Origin of the sequence: Mesorhizobium sp. M1A.F.Ca.IN.022.06.1.1 (genome assembly GCF_003952605.1) — a bacterium.
GTDB lineage: Bacteria > Pseudomonadota > Alphaproteobacteria > Rhizobiales > Rhizobiaceae > Mesorhizobium.
This window is the reverse complement of sequence record NZ_CP034455.1, coordinates 4,381,124-4,402,884: the sequence shown is the minus strand read 5'-3', so window position 1 is coordinate 4,402,884 and position 21,761 is coordinate 4,381,124. Positions and strand designations below refer to the sequence as shown.

Below are 21,761 nucleotides of genomic sequence, written 5' to 3'. Positions count from 1 at the left end.
CGCCGGCGTTCGGCGCACCCTATTCAACCGGCACGTACTCCCCGCCCCGCCAGACGTACCAAACCCAGCTCTGCCTCGTGAGGTCGCCCTTGGCGTCGAAATCGACCCTGCCAATGACGGTGTCGAATTGCTGTTCGCGCAGTGCCGCTATGACCGCCTTTGGCGCCAGCGAACCTGCCTTCGCCACCGCCTGGGCCCAGACCTGCACCGCGCAGTAGCTCAACAGCGTATAGCCCGCGGGCTCGAAGTTGTCCGCACGGAACTGCTCCACGATCGCGGCCGCGCCGGCATTTCGCCGCGGGTCCGCCGGGAAGGTGAACAGGGTCCCCTCCGCCGCTGAGCCTGCGATCAGGGCGAATTCCTCGGTAGCCAAAGCATCTCCGGATATGAGCTGAAGCGTGTAGTCCCGGTCGCCTGCAGCGCGAGCGATCAGCGCAACGTCGGCATGATACCCGCCCACATACAAGGCCGAAATGCCGGCGGATTGCAACGCAGCGACCTCGGCTGAATAGTCGTCCTTCCCAGGCCTGTATGCGTCGTAAAAAGCTTCAGTCACGCCCCGTTTGTTCAGCTGCTTCCTGGTCTCGTCGGCGAGACCCTTCCCATAGGTCGAATTGTCGTGAAGGATTGCGATCTTCTTGTCGCCCCAGTGATCGGCAAGGTAGTTGCCGGCGATGAAACCCTGCGCGTCGTCGCGGCCAATGGTGCGGAAGACATTGCCACGGCCCTGTTCGGTCAGCTGCGGATTGGTCGAGCCTGGGGATATTTGCACGACGCCCGCCGCCTCATACACTTTTGATGCGGGGATCGAGGCTCCAGAGCAATAATGCCCGACGACGAGCACCACCCCGTCGGCCACCAGCTTCTGGGCGGCCGCGACCGCCTGCTCGGGATCGCAGAAATCGTCGACCGAGATCAGCCTCACCTTCTGGCCGAGCACGCCACCCGCCGCGTTGAGGTCGGCCACCGCCCTCTCCGCGCCGCGTTGCCCCTGCTCGCCGATCCAGGCAAGCCGCCCTGTCATCGCAGACGAGACCCCGATCAGCACTTCAGCCCTCGCGGAACTGAACACGGCCGCCAGAACTAGGATCGCTAGGGCGATGACACGGTGCATGTTTTGCACCCCCTGTGAACAGTAGCTTACGCTAATCCAGTCACACCCGACAGCCCCTTCGGTAAGCGCGAGTGCCTCGGATGTGACGCGAAAACACCGCCCCGGCGCACGGGCCTAATTCTAAACCGTCGGGCATGAGCGCTCTCCATTCAAGCCTGTTTTCAAGTCTTGTTTGCCTGCAGGAAATCGCGGGCTATGGTTTGGGACTTTTGTTCTACGTTCGAAGCAGGCGCGGGTAAGACGGCGTGGCGCATAATCCTCTGGTTTCAATCGTGGTTCCTGCGCACAACGCCGAGGCAACGCTGGCGCGCGCACTCGATTGCCTTCTCGATCAGGATATAGCGGATTGGGAGGCGATCATCGTCGATGACTCCTCCACGGATCGCACCCCCGCGATCATCGCCGGTTATGTTGAGCGCGATGCCCGATTTCGCACATTGAGCTCTTGCGCGCGCAGCGCCGCCGGCGCGCGCAACAGCGGGATTTCGACAGCGCGCGGCCAATGGCTCATGTTTCTGGATGCGGACGATTGGGTGGATGCCAGCTTCCTTGCGAAAATGCTGGCCGCTCTGAAAACCGCTCCCGATGCGGTGGCCGCCTATTGCGGTTCTCGGCGCGTGATGCCCGACGGCGAGTTGACCCCGTCGAGCGTCTCAACAGAGGTTGCGATCGAGCCCTTCGAAACTTTCGCGCGCCGGTGCGCCATCCGCACTCACGCGCTGCTGGTCGATCGGAAGACAATTGTCGAGTTGGGCGGTTTCGATGTGTCGCTGCGCACCTGCGAGGACTGGGACCTGTGGCAGCGCCTCGCACGTCTGGGCAAACGTTGGGTGATGGTCGACGAGCCTCTCGCTTTCCATCGGGTCAGCCCCAACTCGCTCTCCCGCAATTCGACGCAGATGTTGGCAGATGCGGCAATCGTGATCGTCCGCGGCTTTTCTCCTGATCCCAGGGTCGAACGCCCGGCATCGGTTCACGCCAATGGAGCGATCGACGCGAACGGCTGCTCCGCTGCCGAAGCACTCGCGTGGTTCGCGCTGTGGAACGCCGCGTCGGATTGCGGCCGCGGCGCCTGCTCAATCGACGCGCAGTCCCTGCGCGCGGTCCCGGCAGCACGCAAATGGGCGCGTGAGATCGCCAGGGTGGTCTTCGATGGCCTTATGGCAGGAAGCCTGTCGGTGCCAGCGCAATTGGCTGCCAGGTGGGACAGGTTCGGTGGCCCCCTCACCGAGTTGATCGTCGAACTCGGCAGGGTCTGGGACGATCCCGCAGCGGGTCGCCGCGTCCAGTATCACCTTGAGCAAATGCTTCTCGACTCCGACGATCTCGCCGCGCCGCGCAGATTGGCGGGGACACTGGGAATTCGCGTCGACGCCGGAAATCCGGCCTCCACCGAACTTCCGGAAGGAATCGATCGAGTTTATGCCTATGTGATGATGGACGGCCGGATCGAGGCTCGCGTGCAGTTCGGCGCGCTCGGGAAAGTGACAAGGAGCCATTGGATCGAGTTGGCCTCGCAGAGCGGCGTTGCCGACAAGTCAAACATGTCTGAAGCCGGGGCATCGTTGTCCATGGCGGAGCCTCCGTCCGATCCGGACAGCCACTTCGGCAAGCTGGCGCGATTGGCCGCGAAAGCGCAGGAACTGGTTCGGTCGAGCGCCGAACCTGCAGAGCCATTAGCGGCACCGCGCCGTAAACCGGCCGCGGATGACAACGGTACTGATCGCACGTCGTTCTGGAATCGCCGTTTCGCGACCGAGGATCCCTGGAACTATCGTTCGCCCTATGAGCAGGAAAAGTATGAGCGGCAGCTCGAAATTCTGCCTGCCGGTCTCATCGGACGGGCGCTTGAGCTGGCCTGCGCGGAGGGCCACTTCACGCGGCAGCTGGCGCCGCGAGTCGGCCATTTGACCGCAACTGACATCTCCAGCGTAGCCGTCGAGCGGGCGCGCGCGCGATGCAGCGATCAGCCGAATGTCGACTTCGGCGTACTGGATTTCTCCGCGGAAACGCTTCCGGGCAAGATGGATCTGATCGTCTGTTCGGAAGTGCTCTACTACCTGGACGATCTCGCTGAGTTGCGGCGCATCGCCAAGAAATTTGTTGAGGCGTTGACGCCTGGCGGCAGTGTCGTCAGCGCACACGCATTCGTGCTCCGCGACAATGCTGAGAGGACGGGCTTCGACTGGAACACATTCGGCGCACAAGCGATCTCGGAGACGCTGGCGGCGACCGAAGGCCTCGTCCTCGAGCGGTCGATCCAGACCGAGCTCTATCGCATAGACCGCTTCCGCCGCCTGTCACCGGACGGCGTGGCGACGGACCCGGTGATTGATCATGTGCCAATCCACGCGCCCATCGGTGTTGGAGTCGCGCGAAATATCGTCTGGGGCGGGGCACGGGCCTTGCGCCGCGACGTCGCGCGCAGCGAGCGGCGGCAGCATGTCCCTGTCCTCATGTACCACGGCATCGCCGATGATGGTCCAGCCGCGCTCGCCCGTTTTCGGCTCACGCCCGCCGCATTCGACCGCCAGATGGCATGGCTGCGCGCCAATGGCTTTCACGCCATCACGTCCGAGCAACTGGGATGGTCCATCGCCAACCGTGAACCTTTCGTTGGTCGCCCGGTGCTCATCACCTTCGATGACGGCTTCCAGAATTTTGCCGACCATGCTTGGCCGATCTTGCGCGCGAACGACCTGACCGCGGAAGTGTTCCTGGTAACGGACTTGGTAGGGGAAAGTGCACGGTGGGACATCGACAGCGGTCCGCCGACGCAGCTCATGGACGCTGGGACGGTGCGACGTCTCGCCGGCGAAGGTGCGTTCTTCGGAAGCCATCTGGCGACGCATCGCGCGATCGATGGTCTGTCGAGTTCTGATTTGGCCGCCGAGCTCCTGCGCTCTCGCATGTTCGTCGAACGGTGGACCGGTCGGCCAACCACGGCGTTCGCGGCACCCTTCTCTGTCACCGACCGACGGCTTGGCCGGCTGGCCAGGGAGTGCGGCTATCGGATCGGCTTCGGCGGCAAACACGGGCCGGCGGATCTCGATTGCGATCCCATCGACCTTCCGCGCATCGAGGTTCGCGGGGATCGCTCGCTCGAAGACTTTGTTGCGCGTGTCGAGGCCGTGCTCGGATGACCGGTGAACAAACCGGGTTCTGCTTTTTTATCGGTGTCCCGCCCGACTACCTTGTTCGCAAGTCTATTGAACGACCTGGGATACGGCTGACATCAGCTCCTGCGGGTTTGGCGCCCCAAACATGTATCGCCCACCCTCTGGAACCTCCGTGAAGCTCCAGCGGACCACCCCCTGCCGGTCCAGCAGGAATTGACCGATCAGTTGTCCGTGTCCCGTTGCCATCATCTGCTGGTCGGCCTCGGTCACTTCGTAATGGTCCTTCTTGTCGAGGAATTCGCTGGCCGCAAAAGGATCCATGGGAGCGGGCAACTCGCCTGGTATGTCGACCCGCATATCCTTTGCCGCTGCCATCGAGACCTTGTACGGCCAGTTCGTGTCGTCCTGGGTGAATTCAAGATTGGGCAGTCCAAAAGCACGATGCGAAGCGCGTTCCGGGTCCGAAGCCGCAAGCAGATTCGGCATCGGGTGGTAGCGGAAATAGAGGCGCGCCCGTTCGATCGGCGTGTTGACCACCGTCAGGCTTTCCACCCCCTTTTCGCGCAGTTCCGGATCAAGTCGCGCCTGGGCGGCGATATGGCGCCGGCAAAACGCACAATGCAGACCTCGAAACAGGCCAACCAGCACCGGTTTTTGTCCGCGGAAGTCGTCAAGCGCGATCTTGCCTTCCTGGGTAATGGCGTCGAGCACCACGTTCGGCGCACGATCGCCCGGTTGAAGCGGTACCAAGTCAATACGCGCGGACATTGTTCAACCTCCCACCCGGCTAGTCGAGAAAAGGCAGCACCACAAGCGCTTCCGGGTCTAGCCCGTGCTGGGCGCATATACCCTGCGCCAGGGAAAAGTAGCGTTCGGCCTCGGCCAGATTGTCGAGGTCGAGATTAAGCGTTGCCAGACCATCATAGCACGGAAACAGGAGTTGGGGTTCACTCGTTTCGCGCGCTACGTCCAGTGCTTCGTGGAACAAGCCAACCGCCAGTTCCGGACGACCGTTGCACTGGTGGATCTGCGCAAGCACGATCAACGGCACCGGCAGATGCTCGCGCTGGTCGAGTGCCCGGTCGATCTCGATGGCCTTCTCGGCAGCAGGCACGCCCTCCGTTGGGCAACGATCCGTGAAAGTACAACAAGCAACCGCCAGGTTCGCGAGGAGGCGCGCCTGAAAGCCCGAATCACCAATATGGCGCGCCACTTCAAGACCGCGCCGACAGACCTTTATCGCCTGTGCCGGATCGATGGTCGTGTAAAGCACGCCGAGATTGGTGTAGCCGCGGCAGGCCGTGCCCAGCAGACCGGCGGCTTCGGCCAGTTCAATGCTACGCTCGATCTGGCGCACCGCTTCAAGGTTTCGCCCAAGGCGAGCCAGCGCGACAGCCTTGGTGTTGAGTGCCTCGGCGGTCACAAGAGTGGCGTCACGCCCTTCCTCGGAGACATGCTCCGTTGTCAGAGTGCGTACGCCATCCAGCGCCGCGTCTGCCCATTTTGCTGCGCGAGCGTGATCTCCGCCACGGAACGCCTGTCGGCCACGTTCTTGCCACAGCTGCGCCTGCTCGATCGGGGCATCCGCTCCTTCGAGGAGCGCTGCGGCTTCAGCATAGCGGGTTTCTGCGTTGTCCCGCTTGCCGACGTCCCAGAGCAGCCGACCGATCTTGCGCAAAACTCGTGCCGACGCGACGCGATTGCCTGACTCGCGATATGCCTGCAGCACCGTTTCGTAGTGCTGGTGCGCGACCTCGCGGCGGCCCACCGGGCCGCTCAAATCGGCAATGCGCTCCGCGATTGCCAGCTTGAGCGGCGTTTGCCCGATCGCGCCCAACGCAGCCAGCGCTCGCTCATAGAAACGAAGGGCGTCGTCGTTGGCGTATATCATGCGAGCGCGATCGCCCGCCGCCTGCAAGTAATGCGCGCCTTTCTCCCGCTCCGCGCTCTGCGCGAAATGATGACCGAGCACGGTCAAATCCTCGAGCCGTTCCGGCTTGTCGCCACACAGCTGCTCCAAGGCGGCACCGACCCGCCCGTGGATATCGGTCCGGCGTTGCAACAGCAGATTCTGGTAGATCACGTCCTGCAGCAACGTTTGCGTAAAGCGGTAGCTTGGCGACGAGATCGAGCCTGATCCGGCGACCTCCTCGATGATTTCGGCATCGCAAAGCAGTTCGCAGCCGGCTTCCAAGCGGCCGGGTTCGGCTGTCACGGCTTTCAAAAGTGTGGCATCGAAACGCGGGCCGATCACCGCGGCTTCCTGGGCCAACCGGCGCACCTCCTGGGGCAGCCGGTCGACCCGGGCAAGCAGCATTGCCTGGATAGTGGCGGGAATGCCGGTTGCGACTTCGCTTGCCGCAGTCCGCCATCGCTGGCCCTCGCGCACCAGCACGCCGCGATCGATCAGGCCGCGAACGATCTCCTCTATAAAAAGCGGGTTGCCGCCGGCGCGCTCGAGGATCTGGTCGACAAGCCCGCCTGCGGACTTTACCCAGCTCTCACCGAACAGCGCCGCCAGCAGCCCGCGTCCGTCATCACTGTTGAGCGGCGAAAGCCTGAGCGCTGTGTGACTGACCCGACTTGAGTCGAGCTGGTCGTTGTCCGGCGCCGGACGATGCGTGACCAGCAACATCAACCGCGTGCGTTCCAACCTGTCCATCACGAAACGCAGCGCCTCGAGCGACACGGCGTCGGCCCAGTGCAGATCTTCGACGACAATCAACAGCGGCGACAACGCAAGCCGCCGTTCGATGATCGTGCGGACTGCGTAGAGAATTTGCCTCCGCAGCTGCTCGGGCTCGACATGCTGCAAGGTGGCATCGGGGTCGCCAAGGCCAAGCACATGGTAGAGCAAAGGCATCAGCCGCTTCGCCTCCTCGCCCTGCAGGCCGAGATCGGTCAGCAAGCCTGCGAGCTTCGCCCGCATTTCGTCCCCAGTATCGCTTTGCATCATCCCGGCAGCGCTGCGCACCACTGCGCCCAAGGCGCCAAAAGATTGTTCGCCCAGCGGTGAGCATGTGGCCTGCCGCACGGCGACGTTGCGAAAACGATCCTCGTCGCCGACGCGGGCGACGAATTCCTTCACCAGCCTCGATTTCCCGATACCGGCTTCTCCGACGAGGCGAACAAGTTGGGCCGAGCCGCCGCAGGCCTGGTCAAGGCTGGCCAGCATTCTATGGAGCTCCGCACCACGACCTATGATCGGCGCGCTGAGGCCGAGCGCCTCGAGCCCACGCGCTGCACGCGGCAACGCTAGCGGTGCGTCCAGTCGATGGACGAGCACACTGCCTGCCTTGCCGCGAAGCACAACATCACCCAGCGGCTCGAAAGAGAAGGCATGCCGGGTCAGCCTGTGAGTGAGTTCGCCCACCAGAACCTCGCCCGGTGCGGCCAGCGATTGCAAGCGTTGCGCCGTATTCACTGTATCGCCGGTCACCGAATAGGATTTGGCGGTGCCGATGCCCAATCCGCCGGTGACGACCGGACCAGTGTTTATGCCGATGTGGAGCAACAGAGGCGAGCCGGAGTGGGGAGCGCTTTCGCCGAGCCGCGTCGTCCGGGCCATCATGTCGAGAGCGGCGCGAAGCGCACGTTCCGGATCGTCCTCATGCGCGACCGGCGCACCGAACAAGGCAAGCAATGCATCGCCGATGAATTTGTCGACGAAACCGCCAAAGTTTCGCACGGCTGCCGTCAATTCCCTGAACAGTTGGTTCTGCAGCGCTTGCATCACCTCGGGGTCGAGCTGCTCGCTGAGTGTCGTGAAGCCGCAAAGGTCGGCGAACAGGACCGTCACCGTCCTGCGATCGGCTTCAGAGACGGGATGGAACCCATCATCTTCGCTTTCGATGTTCGCGGGCAGCGACGGAGTTCGAGAAGGCGGCACAATGGTCCGGCTCGGTGTCGGAGCAGGCCGTTCGACGGCTTTTGCCGTCGCACCGACGCTTGCCCCACATTTCGGACAGAACTCGAAATCAGGTGCGCACAGATAGCCGCAACTGGCGCATGGCACGGGCTGGCGCCTGCCACACTTCGGACAGAAGGCGAAACCGCCCTCAACCTCGAAACCGCAGCCCGAGCAGTCCATCGAGCAAGACCTCACTGGAGCCATGACGGCGTGATCTCGCCACGCACTTCACGGCCGGGGTATTCAAACAAGAATGAACCGTTAGTCGTCGGCCAGCAAGCGGCAGCGCAAATGGGGCATCGAGCGATCGGTCCAGGCCCGGTGGCAGAGCGCTGCCGACTCGCGCGTCTGCGTAGCCGTCGTCCACGAAAATTCCCTCTTAGCCTCCGCCTTCCTGCTATTATGGAGCCGAGGACACGTGCCCATGACCGAAAACCGGAAGCTGGCCGCAATCCTGGCTGCAGATGTGGTTGGATACAGCCGGCTCGCGAGCGCGGACGAAGATCGTACTTTGGCGAGGTTGCGGGCACTGCGCAGCGACCTGATCGATCCGATCATCGCAGTCCACAACGGGCGGGTGATCAAGCGCACCGGGGATGGAGCGCTGGTCGAGTTCCGCAGCGTGGTGGATGCCGTGCGCTGCGCCGTTGAGGTTCAGAACGGCATGGTCGAGCGCAATGCCGGCGTGCCGCAGGACCGCCGCATCGAGTTCAGGATCGGCATCCATCTGGGCGATGTGGTCGAAGAGAGCGACGGCGACCTGATGGGCGACGGCGTCAACATCGCCTCGCGTTTGGAGGGCGTCGCGGCGCCCGGCGCCATCTGCCTGTCCGAGGATGCCTATCGCCAGGTCAAGGCGCAGCTCGACCTCTCGGTCAGCGATCTCGGCAGCACACAGCTCAAGAACATCGCCGAGCCGATCCGGGTCTATTCGCTGCAAGTCGGCAGCGCCGGGACCAAGCCGGCCGCGACCCCGGAAAGCGCGGCAAGCCGGCCCGCGACGGCAGCGCCGCCGAAACTGTCGATCGCCGTCCTGCCGTTCGCCAACATGAGCGGTGACGCCGAACAGGATTACTTCGCCGACGGCATTTCTGAGGACATCATCACGGCGCTGTCCAAACTGTCGCAGCTCTTCGTCATCGCACGCAATTCGTCGTTCACCTTCAAGGGGCAGAACGTCCATGTGCAGGAGGTGGGCTCGAAGCTCGGCGTGCGGCATGTACTTGAGGGCAGCGTACGCAAGTCGGGGAACAGGGTGCGCATCACCGCGCAGCTCATCGATGCAACCTCGGGCGGTCATCTTTGGGCAGAGCGGTTCGATCGGGACCTGACCGATATATTCGCCGTGCAGGACGACGTGACGCAGCAGATCGTCGGAGCGTTGGCGCTCAATCTCACCGAAGGCGACCGTCAGCGGCTGGCGCCCGAGTATGCGCGCAACACGCAGGCGTATGACTATTTCATGCGGGGCCGGGAGCTGTGGCACCGGCTGACGAAGGAGACGAACGTCGCAGCCCGCGACCTCTTGCAACGTGCGATCGAACTGGACCCGAAGTTTGCCTCTGCCCACGCCTTCCTCGCCCTCACGCACGGGCTCGATTACCTGAACAGGTGGAGTGCGTCGCCGCCGGAATCGATGGCGCAAGCGGAAGAGGCTGCAACGCGAGCGGTAACGCTGGATGACAGCGATCCCTGGGCGCACTGGGCACTGGCTATCGTGAAGCTGTATACACGACGGCACGATGAAGCCATCAACGAGGCCGAGCACGCGATAGCTCTCAATCCGAACTTCGCCGAAGGGCACGTGATCCTCGGCGAGGCGCTGCACTATTCGGGCAGATCCGTAGAGGCGCTCGAGAGTTACGCCCGGGGCAAGACCTTGAATCCATACTTTCCGGATGTGCTTCTGCATTTCCAGGCTTTGGCATCGTTTCAACTCGGAAGGTACGAAGAGGCCGTTGACCTCTTGCTGCAGCGGCTGGCTCGCAACGCTGTCACCGATGTCTCGCGCGCGCTTCTGGCCGCCAGCTACGGCCATCTGGGCCGTTTCGCCGAGGCCCGCGAGGCATGGCAGGAGGTGCTTCGCGTCAATCCCGACTATTCGCTGGACTACCGACGCAAGGTCTTGCCCTACAAGAACCCTGCCGATTTCGAACTCATCGTGGACGGGCTCCGCAAGGCCGGTATCGTGCAATGACAGGTGAGGCCATGTCAGGTCAGGCCTTGAACTGCGTTCATTCGCGAATGGACTCTCCGCGAATAAAACCTGATGCGAAGCTCAGGTCGCCTTGATCTCTGCCTGGCCGATCTTGCGCCATCGGGCGTCTTCCCGAACTAGTTTCAGGTCGTCGGTCGTCTCGGCAAATGTTTGCAAGCGATACTGCCGGAGCAGATCCGCGAAGAGCGCCCCTTGCGGCAGGCCGGCAAGCTGCTCGCGGACCGAGATCTTTTCATCGATGACCCGCACGCCCCAGGCATTTTCCCGAACCTGCAGCTCCTGAGCCAGATCGCGCTCTTCCGGCGCGTTCTCGTCAAGCGCGGCCAGCAGGATCGAGTGGAAAAGCGCCACATAGCCAATCTGTCTCAGGCCGCCCACAACCCGCACGCGCGGCAATATGGCGAGCACGAGGAACGTGAGGAACAAGTTCGGCAGCAGCACGCCTTCCAGTAGCGCCTGCTTGAGATGCGTTCGCTCGAACGGGATGGAAAGACCATGCCGCCTGTCGGGCTCGATCAGATGGCCGTTCTCGAGGACGAGCTTGCGCACGCGCTCGTCGCGGATGCCCCAGAAATAGGCTGTGGCATTGGGCAGGAATCTGCCAAATGGTCTCGCTGCGGTCTCTTGCAGGGCACGTTCGAGACGCTGGCGCCTCGCCGGCTTAAACAGCAGCCTGGAAAGAAGGCTGCCGTCATATTCCAGATGCCGAGCCATGGCGGCCGCGGCCAGCCGATCATCGATGAAAACCGGCCAAGTCATGTCGGAACCATCCCAATTGGCGACCAGATCCTCGTTGAGGGCTGTGACCGCGTCCGCCGCGGTTGCAAACATCTTGTCCCGGCTGGCAAGCAGTGTGCCCAGCCAGCGGCTGGCATCCGTTTCATCACCAACCGCTTCGAGCGCGCGTTTGTTGAGGAAGACGGGACCGGCCGCGCAGGCGCTTTTGCGGCAAAGCTTGTGGCGCCCCATGCCAAACAGGTTGACCTTGTCGTCGCCGACATCGAGCCATCCGGGCCCCTCCCGGCCGATTGTCTCCATGGTCATCGTCGTTCCCATGAAGCAGAAGAAGGCCGAGAGCCCGCTTTCGACCGCGCCGAGCCAGGCAAGCATCAGGGCGTCGAAGGTGATCCGGTCCATCAGAAGCAGACAGTGCAGGCCGGACTGAATGACCGGTCTGTGCTCGAACTCGTCGAGGGCCTTGCCGACCTCTTCAGGCTGCATGATCGCACCAAGACGCTGATGCAGCACGTCGCGCAGGATCGAGCGGGCAGCGATCGCCGGGTCCGATGCAGGCCTTGCCACCGGCCGCCACAGATGGCGGGCATAATCGGAAACCGGTGCGTTCCAGTTCTGCTCGATGTCACGCACGACCTCCGGGCAGAGCAGCGACAGCACAGCCAGAATTTCCACTGGAGGCGTAGGGATTGGGTCAGCCACGGCGGTCATCTGTCCCGTCTGGCGGCTCGCGGTGCAAACGCCAAGGGAGACCAGACTTTCTGGATGCCGGCCCACACATGGATCGTCAACTCGATCAGAACGGTGTGAGACGAAGTTATCCTACAGAGCTCTCCATCGGCAACCGCCAGTTCGCCGACTCGGCTTGGATTGCTAGATTGGACAAACAGTTAAGACCGAACAGCGGACCTCAGAATCGCAGCCGGGCCATGCTGAGGAGGTCGTGGTACTGCCCGTCGGTAAAGCCGGCCTTCACATGCCGACCTTCGACCTCGAAGCCGTGGCTTTTGTAGAGGCGCATGGCCGGTTCGTTGTCGGCATAGACGGTCAATTCGACCCGCTTCAGAGCGCGCCAGTTGTCGGCCACGTCGAGCAGCGCGCCAAGTATGGCAGAGCCGATGCCTTTGCCGACAAAGGCATCGTCAAGACCCATATTGATCTCGCCGATATGCGAACGGCGCGGCGAGCCCTGCACGACCAGGCTGCCATGGCCGACGACCCTGCCCTCCACCTCCGCAACGATCCAGGTGGTTTCCTGGCCGGACTTGGCGATGCGCCGCTCCACCTGCTCCACCATCTCGAAAGGCATCCTGAGCGTGCCCCATCGGAAGCCCGGCATGTTGAAGATGGCGCAAAGCGCCTCCGCATCGCTTAGCCGAACGGATCGGAGCTGCGGCTGGATTTTCTCGGAGGATGGCGAGGTTGTGCTGGTCATAACGTTCCCGGCGATCGCAATCGGCACGGTACGATGCACCCTACGTCACCTGAAAATCCAGCCGTCTCTAGAACCTATGATGCCGATTGCGAGCTAAAATACCGAGTGGCGGCGAAGAGTTTGAAGACGCCGCTGATGCCGATCCAGGCGAAAAGGGCAAGCCAGCACGATGTCCCGATCGCCGCCCAGTCGATCCGGTGCACGGCAGCGTCGGTGATGACGAGTCCAACAATGGCAAGCAGGCCAACCAGCAACTGCGCCAAGCCCAGCACCAGCAGTTCCTCGCGCCGCGCGCTTCTCCAGACGACATATATGCCGCCCGCCCCGCGAGGAAGATGGCGCTGTAGACCTGAGCGTGGAAGCCATCGACCGGCCATGGCCAGAAGCTGCCGAATGTCAGTGGGAACAGCAACAGGCCGACGCCATAGAGCCCAAGGACTGCCGATTCCACCGGCATGTAGCCGCGCCATGCGGGCCTTAAGGTCACGCCTTTTGCAGAAGGACGGGCCCTGGCCCGCCATAGGAACAGCCCGGATACCGCGACCGAACCAAGATAGACCAGAAACCAGAGCCAGGGCGCTTTGCGCCCGAAGTTGAAATAGCCGAGATTGATGAACGACGCCACCGACACGATGACGGTGAAGATGAGCGCCATGACGAGCACGAGCCTGCCGGGCGACCAGCGATTCCAGAACAGCAGCGCCGCCATCACGACCATTTCGGCGGTGTAGAAGCCACCAAGGAAGCGGGCATTGAACGGGGTGACGGCCCACGGCCAGCGCGGCTTGACCAGCACGGGCGCGAAGAACAGGCCGGCGCCTACGGTCAGGACGATAATGACCACCAAGGAAAAGAGGCGCAGGGTGGCCGCAAGCGGCGGATTGTCGGATGTCGGCATCGGAGAGCCCGCATAGATAAATGCCCATGGTCATCATAGTGCCGCTTGCGGCCGGCGAAAATCCTGCAAACGGACTTGAGGTATCGCCCGGCTTGTCTATTCGAATGGCCGTAGGGTCGGTTTCGAAGTAAAATGGCGCAGTCGGACCAAGACCGGTCCGGTCACCACGTTTCGGCGGCGCACTTCTTCCGGAGCCTGCACGATGAACGAAGCTCAGGATCTGTTCTCGCTTCTGCGGCAATCGACCGATGTCGATCCGCGGGCAATCGATGCGATCAAGCGAACCATCGCGGAGGGCAAGGACCGCGAGCTTTGCCGCATCAATGCTCTAGCGTTCGCCAGCAAGCATGGCCTCGACGAGGAACGCGCCATAGGCGCCTTTCTGCATGCGGCGCGGGTGGGCCTGTTCGACATTTCCTGGAATGTTCTATGCCCGGGCTGTGGCGGCGTGCTCGACAGCAACGCCACGCTGAAAACCCTGCAGAAGGACGAATATACCTGCGCGCTGTGTTCCGAAGGCTATTCACCGACCCTCGACGAGATGGTCGAGGTGACATTCACGGTCAGTCCTCGCGTGCGCAAGATTGCCGCCCACAATCCACACGAACTGCCGTTGGTGGAGTATTTCCGCCAGATCTACTGGGCGTCCGGCGTCGACCTGCCGGAAGAGGATTTCGCCAAGACGATGGAAGCGTTCTCGCTGGAGGATATCGAGCTTGCGCCAGGTGAAAAGGCTGTTCTGCCCGTACAGCTTCCGTCCGAATTCATCATCGTCTTCGAGCCGGTCACCCATTCAGTGAAGTTCATCGACGTCAAGGGCGAACCGACAAGAGAGCGCCGAAACCTCTCATTGGTCTTCGACCGCGAGCATGTCCAGAACCAGACGCTGGAGATGCAACCCGGCCCGTTGCGCATTTCGCTGGAAAACAGGACCGACACCCGCGTGCTGCCGACGGTCTTCATCGCCGGCCAGGAATTGCATGATCTCCTGGGCAAACGCCGACCGTTCCTGACAGCCAAGCGCCTGCTCACCAACCAGACGTTCCGCGATCTCTATCGCACCGACACGCTCGACATCAACCAGCGCCTGAAGATCACTAGCCTCACCTTCCTGTTCACCGACCTGCGCGGATCGACCGAGCTTTACGAGCGGGTGGGCGATCTTTCAGCCTTCGATCTCGTGCGCGTGCATTTTCAGGTCCTGCACGAGATCGTCGCGTCGGAGGCAGGCGCGGTGGTGAAGACGATCGGCGATGCGGTGATGGCGACCTTCGCGACGCCGGATCGTGCGATTGCCGCGGCCCTCAGGATGCGCGATGCCATGCGTGCGCTCAATGAGAAGAGCGGGCGCGAGGATCTGCTGCTCAAGATCGGAGTCCATGCCGGCCCGTGCATTGCCGTGTCTATGAACGAGCGACAGGACTATTTCGGCCAGACGGTCAACATTGCTTCGCGGGTCCAGAACCTTGCCAACGCACAGGCGATCTTCGCCACGCGCGCGGTGGTCGACGACAATCTCACCGCCGATCTGTTGCACAGGAACGCGCTGACGCCCGTGCCCCACGAGGTCTCGCTGCGCGGCATCGAGCGGGAGATAGCGGTATACACGATCCCCTGAAGACTTGGGCCGTTTCGGCCTCAGACACGCCTGCAGACAAAATAGCGATCGGCGGGTACCGAAGGCGGCAGTGGAAGGCGTTGCAACTGCGGGTGATCGAGCGGCGTGCCGCTGACCGCAATGCCGCCGACGCGAAGCAGGCGCGCGGTTAGTTCGGGGAGCCAGGTAGAGGTCACTGCATCGCGATCTTCATAGCCGGTGCCGATGTCGGCATGAACAAGAGCGGCCTCGATGCCGATGAACCTGCTCGCCGTCTCGCGGATTTCGCCGAGCACGAGGTTTTCAGCTTCGGGAATTGAGCTGGCGTGTGCGGCAAGTGCGCGGTCGAACGCCACGATCCGTCGGCCGGGCAGACGCTCGCGCAGATGGTGGAACGTCCGGCCATTGCCGAGGCCGAGCTCAAGGATGGGACCCTCGATCTTCGCCACCTCCGCGCAGACTTGATCGAGAATGTCGCGCTGTGCCGTCAGCCTGCGGATGAAACTTTCGAGGCGACTCATATGCGTCTGTGTGTCCTGAACCAGCTCAAGAGACCGGCAATGCCCGCGACCAGGATGAAACCCGAGCAACGTGTTAGCCCGATCCGGCGTCGCCGCATATAGAGGCGAACGTTCAACACAGCAACAACCGAACAGGCCCCCGACGAACCGGGCGGAGTCTGCGCCTTGAAGCGCGGCGGACTGGCGATGTCACTTGTAGGGGTCCGCAGCGTCCCGCAAGCCGTCGCCGAGGAAGTTGAACGCCAGAATGACGAGAATGACGGGGAGGATCGGCAAAAGTAGCCATGGATAAAACGCGATCACGCTGACGCTGCGCGCCTCGGTGAGCAGGATGCCCCAACTGGTTATCGGCGCCCGCAGCCCGAGCCCGAGGAAGCTCAGCGCCGTCTCGCCCAGGATCATGCCGGGTATGGAGATCGTCGCCGTCGCGATCAGATGCGACATGAAGCCCGGAATGAGGTGCCGCCGGATAATGCGGCCGCTGCTGGCGCCCATCAATTGCGCGGCCAGAACGTAATCCTCCTCTCGCAACGCTAAAAGCTTTGAACGCACGGCCCGCGCCAATCCGGTCCAGTCGAGCAGCCCGAGGATGACGGTGATGCCGAAATAGATCAGGATCGGACTCCAAGTTATCGGCATGATCGCCGCCAGAGCCAGCCATAGCGGAATGCTGGGGATCGATTGCAGAACTTCGATTATCCGTTGAACGATCAGGTCGAAGATGCCGCCGTGATAGCCGGCCAGTCCGCCGATGACTATGCCGAGCAGGAAGCTGAAACTGATGCCGACGAGGCCGATCGTCAGTGAAATGCGTGCACCATAGATGATGCGCGAGAGCACATCGCGCCCCAGCCTGTCAGTGCCGGCCAGGAAGAGCTGGCCGTTTTCGGCAGGGCAGACAAAATGCCTGTCACCTTCGATCAGGCCCCAGAACCGGTAGCTGTCGCCCTTGCAGAAGAAACGGATCCGCTGAACATCATCCTGTTGGTCGATGTAGTTCCGCTTCAGCGTGTCCATATCCAGCGTCATTTGGCGGCCGTAGACGAACGGCCCGACGAACTGGCCGTTGTGGAACAGGTGCACCCGCTGCGGCGGCGCATAGATGTAGTCCATGTTGCGCGTGTGCAGATTGTAGGGCGCCAGGAACTCGCAGATCAGTATCGCGAAATAGAGCACCGCCAGGAATATGCCGGATACAAGAGCAAGCCGGTGCCGTCGAAATTTCCACCACATCAGCCGCAACTGCGACGCCTGAAAGACCTTCGACTGCTCCGGCGTCATTGCCTCGACCGACTGCAGGTCAAAGGGCGCGATGGAAACATAGTGTTGCAGCGGAGCACCCGGAGCGGGAAGTGGCGATTGCGTGTTCATTTGGTACTGCCGCCCTGCAAACGAATTCGTGGATCAAGCAGTGCCAGCGCCAGATCGGAAATCAGCACGCCGATGACCGTCAGGAAGGCGAGGAACATCAGGAACGACCCTGCCAGATACATGTCCTGGCTTTGCAGCGCCTTGATCAGCATCGGCCCGGTCGTTTCCAAAGACAGCACGATCGCCGTGATTTCGGCACCGGAAATGATGGCCGGCAGGATAGAGCCGATGTCCGAAATGAAGAAATTGAGCGCCATGCGCAGCGGGTATTTGACCAGGGTCCTGAAGGGATGAAGGCCCTTGGCGCGCGCCGTCACGACATATTGCTTGTGAAGCTCATCGAGCAGATTGGCGCGCAGCCGCCGGATCATGCTTGCCGTGCCCCCGGTGCCGATGATCAAGACCGGGATCCAGAGATGGGCGAGGATCGACTTCGCCTTGGCCCAGCTCATCGGCTCGCCGAGATATTGCTGGTCCATGAGATGGCCGACGGACGTGCCGAACCAGATATTGGCGAAATACATCAGGATCAGCGCCAGCATGAAGTTCGGGATGGCAAGGCCGAGAAGGCCGAAGAAAGTCAGGCCGTAGTCGCCCCAGCTGTATTGATGCGTGGCCGAGTACATGCCGATCGGAAAGGCGATGAGCCAGGTGAAGAGGATCGTCACGAAGGAAACCAGCACGGTCAGCCACATTCGGTCCCCGATCACGTCGCGAACCGGCAGCTCATATTCGAAGGAATAGCCGAAATCGCCGTGCAGCATCCCGCCGACCCAATAGAAGTAGCGAATGACCGGCGGCTTGTCGAAACCATAGTCCTTCCGCATCATCTCGATGCGGTCGGAATCCACCGCTTCGCCCTGGGCCCGAAGCTCGGCAACATAGCTGTCGAAATAGTCGCCTGGGGGAAGTTCGATGATCGTGAACACAAGCGCCGATATGATCAGCAGCGTTGGAACCATTACGGCGAGGCGCCAGACAATATATCGAAGCACGCTCAGGACTCTCCAAGCCAAAATGTATCGGGCATGTAGACACCGAAATAGGCGGTCGGGTCGTAGCCGTAGAGCGCCTTGTCAGGCAGATTGCGCAGCCGCGAGGAGGCCAGAACCGGCTGATATGTTCCGTTCACCGTGCCGATCGAAAACACCTGATCGGTGTAGATCGACAGCATTGAATTCCAGATTTCAGCGCGCTCCGTGGCTTCGGTCGATGCGTTCCAGCGCTTGAGTAAGGTCATCAACTCGACCACAGGCGGAAGATCGGGCGCCTCGCCGAGCCTGCCACGAGACAAGTAGTGAGCACCCCAGAGCGGCCATTGCAGTTGGTCGTCAATGGTGGGGGCCAGCTGGTACGGGTTCATGTCGGCGGTCGGCACGCCATTGTCGATGCCCGACCACATCGACATCATGATCTGGCCGCCAAGCGCGCGACTGCGAAAGATGTCGCGCTGCGAAGTCCGGATGAACAGGGCGATACCGATCTGGCGCCAGTGATCGCTGATGAGCTCGAGCGCATCGGTTTCCAGCGTGCTTTCGCCGGCCGTTTCCACGACGATCTGCGCCGGGCGTCCATCGGGAAGTACCCGCAGGCCGTCATCGTCACGCGCCTGAAGCCCGACCTCGTCGAGCAGGGCATTGGCCTGATCAGGATCGTAGGTGACCCAGGCTTTCGCGAATTCGGGCCGGTAGAGCGGGCTCTCCGGCAGGACCGTATCGGCACTTTCCTGCGCCAATCCATAGAACACAGCCATATTGATCTCGCGTCTGTGCACAGCGAGCGAAAGTGCACGACGCACGCGCACGTCGCGAAAAAGGCCACGCCAGACCTGGTCGGCACAATTCAGATTGGGCAGCAGCGCCAGTCGCGAACCCTGTGTGCGTTTCCAGAGATGCATCTTGACCGGGTAGCGCTTTTCCGCGTCCTTCAGGAAGGAGTAATCGCTGAAATCAATTCCCATGCATTGCAGGTCGCTCTCGCCCGCGCCGGTCTTGGCGGAAATAATCGCCGACGAGCTCACATTCATGACAATCCGGTCAACATAGGGTAGTTGCCGGCCATTCTCGTCTATGCGGTGAAAGAACGGATTGCGCTCGAAGACGAACTGCTCAGCCGGCGGCTTGGTCCGGTTCCGCCAGGGATCGAGCGTCGGCAGTTCCGGGTTCTCCGGGCGATACTGCCGCGACATGCGGATATGCAGGAGCGTCCATTTCTTGGCCCTGTTCTCCTCCATCAGGCCGGCGAGCCGGAATGGATCCTGGTATTTCTTGTGGAACTGCTTGAGATAGGCGGCCGGCAGAACAAGCGATAACGGCGAAGCAGCCGCGAGCTTGGGCAGGAAGTCGGGATTTGGCGCATCCCAACTATAACGGACCGTCAACGCATCGACGATCTCGAAGCGTGGCGGCTTGCCGTCGGCCAGCAGGGCCGGGGCGAGCCCGCCTTGCGAAAGTTCGTCGTTCAGCCAGACATCTTCCCAGCAATAGCGAAAGTCCTCCGGCGTCAGCAGGCTACCGTCAGACCATTTATGTCCTTCCCGTATCTTGAAAGTGAAGACGCGATCGTCCGCTACCTCGAAACTTTCAAGAATGTCGGCTTGCAAGTTGAGCTTTTGGTCATAGCCGACCAGGCGAGCATATCCGTAGATCGTCATCATCCGGATATCTTTCTGACTGCCGATGATCGTGCGCAGCGTGCCGCCATACTGGCCGGGCTGCCGCCCCATCGCAGCGAGATTCAACACGCGCGGCTTCTTGGGCAAGCGCTCGGAGAGTGCCGGCAGCGCCAGGGCCTTCAGCAGCGGCTGAAGAAATTGCGGCTCCAGATCGCCTGCGTGCAATGTGCCCGGCAAAACCGCCGAAGCCATGAGTCCGAGGACGGTGCGCCGGCTGATCAATGGCGTAGCTCGCTGACATCGGCCGAACGTCGGGCCAACACGAGGTGGCCGCCACCAAGATCGAGCGGCGACAATACATCCTCGTCGCCCTCGTCGCGGAATTGCGGTCCCCATGCGCTGGTGTCGGAAGCGCCGCTGAGCTTCAGCGTCTTGAAATCCATCGGCCTGTCGAGGTCGGGGAAAGGTACTGCGGCGACGAGTGAGCGCGTGTAGGGGTGGATCGGTTTCCTCAGCAGAGTTTCGCGTGGCGCAAGCTCGACGATACGCCCGCCGCACATCACTGCGATTCGGTCTGCCATGTAGTCCACCACCGCCAGATTGTGCGATATGAACAGGTAGGTCAGGCCCAGTTCCTTCTGCAGGTCCTTCAGCAGGTTCAAGATCTGCGCCTGGACAGAGACGTCGAGCGCCGAAACCGGCTCGTCGCAGATCAGCAGTTCAGGGCCCAGCGCCAACGCGCGCGCGATGCCGATACGCTGACGCTGCCCGCCGGAGAAACTGTGGGGATAGCGCTTGATGAAGCGCGGATCGAGCCCGATCGCCTGCATCAGGCTTTTGACAGTGGCGAGTCGGGACGCGGCATCGCCACGTTGATGGATCTCCAGCGGCTCGCTCAGGATGTTCTCCACCGTCATGCGAGGTGACAGCGATGAAACCGGATCCTGGAAGACCATCTGGATTTTGGCGCGCAGCATGCGCAGGGCGTCTCCCTCGCCTTGCAAGACGTCGATCGCTCCATCGCGGCCGTTGAACGTCACAGAGCCGCCGCTAGGGGTGATAGCCCGCATAAGGATCTTGCTGACCGTGGTTTTGCCGGAGCCGCTTTCGCCGACCAGCCCCAGGCACTCGCCGCGCCTGATATCGAAGCTCACGCCGCCCACGGCGCGAACCGTGGTTTGATGATCCCCGCCAAACAATCCGGACTTGCGGATTGTGAAGGTCTTTTTCAGATCCCTGACCGACAACAGGATATCGTCTGGCCCCTTCGACGGCGGCGCCGTCTGCTTGCCGAGCAGGTTCTCGACATTCACCGGCACCTCGCGCAGCGCCTTTAGCCTTTCGCCAGGCTTCAGGTCGAAATGCGGAACGGCTGCCATCAGGCCCTTCAGGTAGGGGTGACCTGGTCGGCGGAATATCGCCTCGACAGGTCCCGCTTCCATGATCTCGCCATGGTACATGACCACGACCTCGTCGGCGACGTTGGCGACCACGCCGAGGTCGTGGGTGATCAGCAGCATCGCCATGTTCAGCTTGGTCTGAAGGCCGCGCAGCAAATGTAGGATTTGCGCCTGGATGGTGACGTCCAACGCCGTCGTCGGCTCGTCGGCGATCAACAGGGCGGGCCGGCAGATAAGCGCCATGGCGATCATGGCGCGCTGACGCAATCCTCCTGAAAGCTCAAAGGGATACATATCATAGGCGCGTTTGGGACTCGGAAAGCCGACAAGACCGAGCATTTCCTCGGTCCGCGCCTTGCGCTCCGCCCGAGCCATGGGGGTATGAATCTGCAAGGATTCGCTGACCTGGTTGCCGATCGTGTGCAGCGGCGACAGCGATGTCATCGGCTCCTGAAAGATCTTGCCGATGCGGCTGCCTCTCAATGCCCGGATTTCGGGTCCATCACGCGGCATCTTCAGGATATCTTGCGTGGTGCCGGGCCTTTCGGGATCGGAGAACAGGATACGGCCGCGAACATGGGCTGATCCCGGCAGAATGCCCATCACTGCCTGGCTGAGAACCGATTTTCCGGAGCCGGACTCGCCCACAAGCGCGGTAACCTTGCCGGGCAGGACGCGAAGATTTGCGCGCCTGACGGCATGCAACGGTCCGCCGATGATGGCAAAAGAGATGCCAACATCCTCGATCCGCAGCAGATCAACACCCGAATTCATTCCACACCAGCCCCAATCTGGCAGGTTCGGAAGCGAGACTAACCTATTGCCAGCT

The 21,761-nt window shown here is 62.0% G+C and carries 14 protein-coding genes; 3 read left to right on the top strand and 11 right to left on the bottom strand.

Translation table 11 applies throughout. The features are described 5' to 3' along the window. Positions 1-19 precede the first annotated feature (19 nt). Positions 20-1,114 carry a branched-chain amino acid ABC transporter substrate-binding protein gene (locus EJ078_RS20830; protein ID WP_127246015.1) on the bottom strand — a complete coding sequence of 365 codons (1,095 nt, stop codon included), beginning with the start codon at positions 1,112-1,114 and terminating at the stop codon, positions 20-22. A 245-nt stretch (positions 1,115-1,359) separates the two neighbouring features. On the opposite strand from EJ078_RS20830, the gene EJ078_RS20825 reads away from it, so the two are divergent. After that, positions 1,360-4,257, top strand: a complete 2,898-nt coding sequence (locus EJ078_RS20825) for a trifunctional glycosyltransferase/class I SAM-dependent methyltransferase/polysaccharide deacetylase (RefSeq protein ID WP_127403888.1) — start codon at positions 1,360-1,362, stop codon at positions 4,255-4,257. 63 nt (positions 4,258-4,320) lie between these two features. Here EJ078_RS20825 and EJ078_RS20820 read toward each other — a convergent pair whose 3' ends face one another. Both EJ078_RS20820 and EJ078_RS20815 read right to left on the bottom strand, forming a co-directional pair. Then, the gene (locus EJ078_RS20820) at positions 4,321-5,001 is read right to left on the bottom strand and encodes a redoxin domain-containing protein (protein ID WP_066994127.1); all 681 of its coding nucleotides are present in this window, start codon (positions 4,999-5,001) and stop codon (positions 4,321-4,323) included. A gap of 19 nt (positions 5,002-5,020) precedes the next feature. Continuing rightward, complete coding sequence (locus tag EJ078_RS20815) at positions 5,021-8,323, bottom strand: adenylate/guanylate cyclase domain-containing protein (protein WP_127215044.1); 3,303 nt, start codon at positions 8,321-8,323, stop codon at positions 5,021-5,023. Positions 8,324-8,567: 244 nt separating this feature from the next. On the opposite strand from EJ078_RS20815, the gene EJ078_RS20810 reads away from it, so the two are divergent. After that, positions 8,568-10,340, top strand: a complete 1,773-nt coding sequence (locus tag EJ078_RS20810) for an adenylate/guanylate cyclase domain-containing protein (protein WP_208720801.1) — start codon at positions 8,568-8,570, stop codon at positions 10,338-10,340. Between the two features lie 81 nt (positions 10,341-10,421). Here EJ078_RS20810 and EJ078_RS20805 read toward each other — a convergent pair whose 3' ends face one another. The 3 genes from EJ078_RS20805 to EJ078_RS20795 form a co-directional block, all read right to left on the bottom strand. Continuing rightward, a complete protein-coding gene (locus EJ078_RS20805; protein WP_127215043.1) occupies positions 10,422-11,807 on the bottom strand; it encodes a hypothetical protein in 1,386 nt (461 codons plus the stop codon). A 199-nt stretch (positions 11,808-12,006) separates the two neighbouring features. Further along, positions 12,007-12,531 (bottom strand): GNAT family N-acetyltransferase, encoded by a 525-nt coding sequence (locus tag EJ078_RS20800; protein WP_127215042.1) that lies wholly within the window; start codon positions 12,529-12,531, stop codon positions 12,007-12,009. A 67-nt stretch (positions 12,532-12,598) separates the two neighbouring features. Then, entirely contained in the window at positions 12,599-13,429 is an 831-nt protein-coding gene (locus EJ078_RS20795) for a hypothetical protein (protein WP_245458879.1), read from the bottom strand. 202 nt (positions 13,430-13,631) lie between these two features. On the opposite strand from EJ078_RS20795, the gene EJ078_RS20790 reads away from it, so the two are divergent. Then, positions 13,632-15,047, top strand: a complete 1,416-nt coding sequence (locus tag EJ078_RS20790; RefSeq protein ID WP_127403516.1) for an adenylate/guanylate cyclase domain-containing protein — start codon at positions 13,632-13,634, stop codon at positions 15,045-15,047. 20 nt (positions 15,048-15,067) lie between these two features. On the opposite strand, the gene EJ078_RS20785 is transcribed toward EJ078_RS20790, so the two are convergent. From EJ078_RS20785 to EJ078_RS20765, 5 genes are all read right to left on the bottom strand, one after another. Further along, positions 15,068-15,547, bottom strand: coding sequence for a class I SAM-dependent methyltransferase (locus EJ078_RS20785; protein ID WP_067326330.1), 480 nt, complete (start codon positions 15,545-15,547; stop codon positions 15,068-15,070). A 189-nt stretch (positions 15,548-15,736) separates the two neighbouring features. Next, positions 15,737-16,918: an ABC transporter permease gene (locus EJ078_RS20780; RefSeq protein ID WP_066994099.1), complete on the bottom strand. Its 1,182-nt coding sequence runs from the start codon at positions 16,916-16,918 to the stop codon at positions 15,737-15,739. Then, positions 16,915-17,913 (bottom strand): ABC transporter permease, encoded by a 999-nt coding sequence (locus EJ078_RS20775; RefSeq protein WP_066994096.1) that lies wholly within the window; start codon positions 17,911-17,913, stop codon positions 16,915-16,917. Before EJ078_RS20775 ends, EJ078_RS20780 begins: the two co-directional genes overlap by 4 nt. Positions 17,914-17,915: 2 nt before the next feature. Next, positions 17,916-19,814, bottom strand: coding sequence for an ABC transporter substrate-binding protein (locus EJ078_RS20770; RefSeq protein ID WP_095823329.1), 1,899 nt, complete (start codon positions 19,812-19,814; stop codon positions 17,916-17,918). Then, positions 19,811-21,706: an ABC transporter ATP-binding protein gene (locus EJ078_RS20765; RefSeq protein ID WP_067326322.1), complete on the bottom strand. Its 1,896-nt coding sequence runs from the start codon at positions 21,704-21,706 to the stop codon at positions 19,811-19,813. The genes EJ078_RS20770 and EJ078_RS20765 overlap by 4 nt, the downstream gene beginning before the upstream one ends. Positions 21,707-21,761 lie beyond the last annotated feature (55 nt).